5 protein-coding genes and 2 pseudogenes are annotated in these 5,976 nt (G+C 61.7%); 3 read left to right on the top strand and 4 right to left on the bottom strand.

From position 1 onward, the window contains the following. Both Q0L94_RS11000 and Q0L94_RS10995 read right to left on the bottom strand, forming a co-directional pair. Positions 1-438: pseudogene (locus tag Q0L94_RS11000) on the bottom strand (heterodisulfide reductase); the annotation flags it as partial. Positions 439-441: 3 nt separating this feature from the next. Continuing rightward, positions 442-1,725 (bottom strand): CoB--CoM heterodisulfide reductase iron-sulfur subunit A family protein, encoded by a 1,284-nt coding sequence (locus tag Q0L94_RS10995; RefSeq protein ID WP_296753252.1) that lies wholly within the window; start codon positions 1,723-1,725, stop codon positions 442-444. Between the two features lie 533 nt (positions 1,726-2,258). Here Q0L94_RS10995 and Q0L94_RS10990 point away from each other — a divergent pair. Further along, complete coding sequence (locus Q0L94_RS10990; RefSeq protein WP_296753250.1) at positions 2,259-2,474, top strand: hypothetical protein; 216 nt, start codon at positions 2,259-2,261, stop codon at positions 2,472-2,474. 43 nt (positions 2,475-2,517) lie between these two features. Beyond that, positions 2,518-3,171 (top strand): rhodanese-like domain-containing protein, encoded by a 654-nt coding sequence (locus Q0L94_RS10985; RefSeq protein WP_296753248.1) that lies wholly within the window; start codon positions 2,518-2,520, stop codon positions 3,169-3,171. Positions 3,172-3,277: 106 nt separating this feature from the next. On the opposite strand, the gene Q0L94_RS10980 is transcribed toward Q0L94_RS10985, so the two are convergent. Next, positions 3,278-3,829 (bottom strand): metallophosphoesterase family protein, encoded by a 552-nt coding sequence (locus Q0L94_RS10980; RefSeq protein WP_296753246.1) that lies wholly within the window; start codon positions 3,827-3,829, stop codon positions 3,278-3,280. An 88-nt stretch (positions 3,830-3,917) separates the two neighbouring features. Beyond that, complete coding sequence (ppa, locus tag Q0L94_RS10975; protein ID WP_296753244.1) at positions 3,918-4,466, bottom strand: inorganic diphosphatase; 549 nt, start codon at positions 4,464-4,466, stop codon at positions 3,918-3,920. Positions 4,467-4,576: 110 nt separating this feature from the next. On the opposite strand from ppa, the pseudogene Q0L94_RS10970 reads away from it, so the two are divergent. Further along, positions 4,577-5,976, top strand: a pseudogene (locus tag Q0L94_RS10970) (transcription-repair coupling factor); the annotation flags it as partial.

The raw sequence follows: 5,976 nt of genomic DNA, 5'->3' as shown, positions 1-5,976 counted from the left end.
GCCCACCACCAGCAGGGTCTTGCTGCTGCCGGTGTTGGCGTTGCCGCCGGGCGCGGTCATTGCTTTCACTTCAGCGCAGCCCATGCGGATGTAGTCTTCCGCCATTTCCTGGGTGGTCTCGCGCGCCTCGTCGGTGTCGGGACGGATCCAGATCACGCCCTCGCGCAGGTTGGCGCGCGCCACTGCGTTTTCGGGAAAGAAGAATGCTTCGGTCTTGGCGCGGCGCGAGCAGGCGCCAATCATGATGTGGGTGACGCCTTCGTTGGCGATGTCGTTCCTGATCATCGCCACGCCGTCGGCGTTGCAGAGGAAATCGTGCGACTTCGCCAGCGGCACCTTGCCGTCCTTCTGTGCGACTTTGACCAGCGCGTCCGCATCCAGGCGCTCGCCCAGCCCGCAGCCCTTGCAGATATACGCTGCGACTTTGATGTCAGCCATTGTTTAAGCCTCCGCCTTTGCTACTTTGTTGACCACCTGGATGGCGCGCAATGCCGCCGCGGTGGCCGATTGCACGGCACGGTTCACGTCCAGCGCATTCGACGCGCAGCCGGCGCCGAACACCGCGCCGTTGGCCGGGTCGGCTTCGATGAAACCGCTCGAATCCGCCACGATGTGGCCGGGAATATTGATGCCCTTGACCGAGGGCTCCATGCCGACCGCCAGCACCACCAGGTCGTGCGGCGTGGTGTAGCGCTTGTAGCCTTCGGTGTTGACGCCATGGCACACCGCATTGCCGTGCTCGTCTTCGGTGATCTTCGCGACCTTGGATTTGATGAAGCTGACCGACGGATCGGCCTGCACCTTCTGGTAGAAATCCTCGAAGCGGTCGATGGCGCGGATGTCGATGTAGTAGATGGTCGACTTGCCGTCTTCCGGGTACTTCTCGCGCACGTAATGCGTCTGCTTCAGCGACGCCATGCAGCAGATGCGTGAGCAGTGGCGCAGGTGGTTCTCGTCGCGCGAGCCGGCGCACTGGATGAAGGCGATGTTCTTCGCTTCCTTGCCGTCGGACGGACGCAGGATCTTGCCGCCGGTGGGGCCGTGGATATCGGCCAGACGCTCGAATTCGACGCTGGTGATAACGTTCTTGAAGCGGCCGTAACCGTAGGGCTGAATCTTCTTCGCATCGTAGGGCTGCCAGCCGGTCGCCCAGATCACTGCACCGGCCTTGACCTGGATCGTCTCCTCCTGCATGTCGAGGTCGATCGCGCCGTACTTGCACGCGGCTTTTGCCCGCTCGGCGTCGGCGCTGCCGATGATCGCCGGGTCCAGCACGTAGCGCTGCGGATAGGCCATCGCATTCGGCAGATAGGCGGCCTTGTGCTGGCCAAGGTTGTAGTTGAACGGGTCGTCCACCATCGTTTCGACCGCGCGTCCGCAGTCGCCGCAGGCGGTGCAGTTCTCGTTCACGTAGCGCGGCTTGACCTTGACAGTGACGGTGTAGTTGCCGGCGTCGCCTTCGATACCGCCCACTTCGGCCAGCGTCAGCACCCGCACGCGGGGGTTGTTCTTGAGGCGGCGCAGGTTGATTTCCAGCCCGCATACGGGATGACACAGCTTGGGAAAATAGCGATACAGCTGGGAGGTGCGTCCGCCCAGTGCAGGGTTCTTCTCAACCAGGACGACGTTCTTGCCGGTTTCGGCCGCTTCGAGCGCGGCGGTCATGCCGGAAATCCCGCCGCCGACCACGAGTATGGTCTCGTTGGTTGCAACATGTTCCGTCATTGTTTTCTCCAACAGATGGATGCAAAATTTTTGAATAACCACCCGGAACATCTCTGCCCGGATAGCGGGTTTTAAACCCGAATTCGACATCTGAAATAGTACCCCCAAGGCCATGCCCGCCGCCACGGGCAAGTGCGCAATTTCAATCGAAGTTTTCTATGCGCGAATAAGGGGAAGTGCTTAAGGCTGCGCCACACGGCCTGTGTGGAAAACGGGCGCGAGGAAAACGATCTGACACACGCCTATGCGTTTTTCATGGAACCGGGCAGCCCATCCGTCGCAGGAGAGCGCCCCATTCGCGCAAGTCCATTCCATCGTTACGCCGGGCTGCGCGATCCGGTTCAGCGCGCTCCCCGCGGCATGTGTCATGACAACCTGACTTTTTGTCTGACGATATTGTCACTTTTTCTCTGCAGGAAAACTTGAATCCATTTGCAATCAAACAAATAAGGCACTGGCACACAAAATGCTTACCGGTACGGGCAAAAAGCGCCACCCGCAAGGCATTGCAATAAACACCCAGAGGAGACAGGATGACGAAAATATCCAACTTAGCTTGCATGATGGCAACCATGCTGTATCTGGCCACCGGTATCGCCCATGCAGCAGACGATGCCGAAACGCAGCAGGCCGGACCGACTGTCGCAAGCACTTCTGAAAATCCAGCCAAGCCCAAGGAGAACGCCGCCAGCACAAATTCAGCGCAAAGCAGCACGACCGAAACCAAAGAAGAACCGGCCTGCAATTGACAATCTGTCGCCATTGCTCGCCCAGCACAGTCCAGGAGACAAAATGAAGCTTCGCACCCTATTCGCCGTATCCACTTTGTTCACTGCTTTCGCCATGCCCATGGCGGCCAGCGCACTGGAGGTCAGCCTCACCGCCGACCTGCCTTCGGTCGAGGTGATGCATGGCGACCAGAAAGTCGCGATCATGCGCAATCAGGATCAGAAAAACACCATCAATCCCGATTTCGCCAAGACCTCGCGCAAATGCCCGCCTTTCTGCATTCAGCCGGGCGAACTGGCGACCGGCGTCGATACCATCGGTGAACTTGAGATCATTCATTACCTGAAAAAAATGAGCGACGGCGACAAAACCATCATGGTGGTGGATTCGCGTACGCCTGACTGGGTTGAAAAAGGCACGATCCCCGGTGCGGTCAACATTCCGTGGGACAAGCTCAACATCGGCAGGTCGGATCCCATCACCGTGCAGGAAATCCTTGAAAAGCATTTCGGCGTCAAGAACCAGGACGGCTTCTACATGTTCGACAATGCCAAAACCGTCGTCATGTTCTGCAACGGCCCCTGGTGCGGCCAGTCGCCGACCAACATCAAAGGCCTGCTGAAAGTCGGCTACCCGGCGAATAAAATCAAATGGTACCGGGGCGGCATGCAGGACTGGGAAGCGCTGGGGCTGACCACGGTCAAACCCGCGAAATAAACACGCACTGCCGGCAGCATCGAAAACGGGGCGTCATGCCCCGTTTTTGATGGCTCTGTCCCGTGCACCCCAGACCGCAACTACACGGAGAAGTTTTGGCGCCGCCCTAGACGTGCGGCGTGACCGGCGGCAGCACCGAGGCCGGCGCCGCCTCGACGGCGACGATCTCGAACTGCATGGAAGCGAGGTCGGCCATGATGTAGGTGGGGGGTGCGCCGACGCCACCGACGGTGCCCGGATTGATCAGCCAGGCATGTCCGCCTTTGACGGTGGCCACTTGCGAGATACTGGACTTGTGATCGTGGCCGCAGCACACCAGATCGTAGTCGCCGGTACAGGCGAGCGCGTGGGCATAATGCGGGTAATGCACCAGGAACAGTGCGCGATCGGCCAGCGTGAACGCGGCATCCTGGCCGTGGTAGCGGATCACGCTGTTGGGCTCGGCAGCGAGCCGGCTCATGTTGTAGAGATCGCCGGTATTGTTGCCGTGGATGACGTGCACCGGCAGCTCGTATTTCTGCAGCACGCGCAGCGTGGTCGGCGCGACCACGTCGCCGCAGTGCAGCACTGCCTCCGCCCCGTGTGTCTTGGCGTGCTCGACCGCCGCGCCCAGCAGGCGGCGGTTGTCGTGGGAGTCGGAGAGGATGCAGACTTTCATACAGATGCAGGACTCAAGGGACAAGTTTCAGGTTGCAGGCGCCAAGGAACCGGTTTTCCTTGAATCTTGTATCTTGCATCTTGTTAACTCAGAACGCCGGCTTGTCCGCGGCGTTGCGATAGCGCTCGACGCCGGCGAGGATTTCGGCGCGGGCATCGTCAACGCCAGCCCAGCCTTCGATCTTGACCCACTTGCCATTCTCGAGATCCTTGTAATGCTCGAAGAAATGGGATATCTGCGCCAGCAGCAGGGCTTGCAAATCTTCCGGCTTGTTGACGCCCTTGTAGAGGCCGCACAGCTTGTCGACCGGCACCGCCAGCAGCTTGCCGTCGACGCCAGCTTCGTCGGTCATCTTCAGCATGCCGATGGGGCGGCAGCGCACCACCACGCCGGTGATCAGCGGGATCGGCGTCACCACCAGCACGTCGACCGGATCGCCGTCTTCCGACAGGGTGTGCGGAATGTAGCCGTAATTGCAGGGATAGTGCATGGCAGTCGACATGAAACGGTCGACGAACATGGCGCCGGATTCCTTGTCGACTTCGTACTTGATGGGTTCGCCGTGGGCGGGAATTTCGATGATGACATTGAAGTCGTCCGGCAGATTGCGGCCGGAACTGACGCGGTCGAGACTCATGGGATATCGGGGGTTGAAAACGGGAAAGGCGGGCATTATACCTGCCCCCGGCCCGCCTCCGCACCGCGGATGCGCCCGGCTGCCGTTTCCAGGATAATCCCGCTATTTGCATGACGCTCTTCTCCCCTGCTTCCCCGCCTTCCGGCCCCCAGCGCAGCCAGTCCGGCCTCGCCGGCGCAGCCGATGCGCTTTATCTGGCCGAATGGGCGCGCCACGCTGCGCCGCTCGCCGTGGTGTGCGCCAGCGCGTGGGACGCCAACCGGCTGGCCGAGGAACTGCGCTGGTTCGACCCCGAGTTGCGGGTGTGCGCCTTTCCCGATTGGGAAACCCTGCCCTACGACACGTTTTCGCCGCATCCGGACCTGATTTCCGAGCGGCTGGCGACGCTGTACCAGATTTCGCGCGGCGAATTCGATATCGCCGTGGTCGCGCTGTCCACCGCGCTGTATCGGCTGGCGCCGCCGGCCTTTCTCGCCGCCCACACGTTTTTCCTCAAACAGAAGGACACCCTCGACGAAGCCGCCTTCCGCGCGCAGATGGCGCTGGGCGGCTATACCCACGTCAATCAGGTATTCGCGCCGGGCGAATTCAGCGTCCGCGGGGGACTGATCGATCTCTTCCCCATGGGCAGCGCGCTGCCCTACCGCATCGACCTGTTCGACAACGAAATCGAGACGCTGCGCGCATTCGACATCGACACCCAGCGCAGCATCTATCCAGTGGATGAAATCCGCCTGCTGCCGGCGCGCGAATTCCCCTTCGACGAGGCCGGCATCACCCGCTTCCGGCAGAATTTCCGTGAACGCTTCGAGGGCGATCCGTCCAAATCCAAGCTCTACAAGGATGTCAGCAACGGACTCGCGCCGGCCGGCATCGAGTACTATCTGCCGCTGTTTTTCGAGGCAACGGCGACGCTGTTCGATTATCTGCCCGCCGCCACGCGGCTGGTGTTCCACGGCGCGCTCGACCCCGCCGGCCAGGCGTTCTGGGCCGACGCGGAAGGCCGTTACCGCCTGTTGTCGGGCGACAAGGACCGTCCGCTGCTGCCGCCGGCCGACCTGTTCCTGCCGACCGACACCTTTTTCAGTCTGGCCAAGACCCATGATCGACTGGACGTCGAACAAACCGGCGACGGCCTCGCCCGCCGTGTCCCGCCCATTTCGGTCGACCGCCGCGAAGCCCGCCCGGTCGCCAAGCTGCAGGATTTCATCGACGGCTTCCAGGGCAGGACGCTGATCGTCGCGCCGTCGGCCGGGCGGCGCGAAACCCTGCACGAATATCTGTCCGAACACGGCCTCGACGCCACGCTGTGCGGAAGCTGGGCCGATTGCCGGCAGCACGCCGAGCGCATCCTGCTTACCCACGGCCCGCTCGCTGAAGGCTTCGTCAGCAGCGACGGGCGGATCGCCGTCATCACCGAAACCGAGCTCTACGCCATCCCGCCGAAGACCCGGCGCGCGCGCGAAGCCCGCGCCACCCAGATCGACAACCTGCTGCGCGACCTCTCCGA

This window comes from Thiobacillus sp. (genome assembly GCF_024708915.1).
Note: the sequence above shows the minus strand (reverse complement) of the source record. Positions and strands in the feature narration are given on the sequence as shown.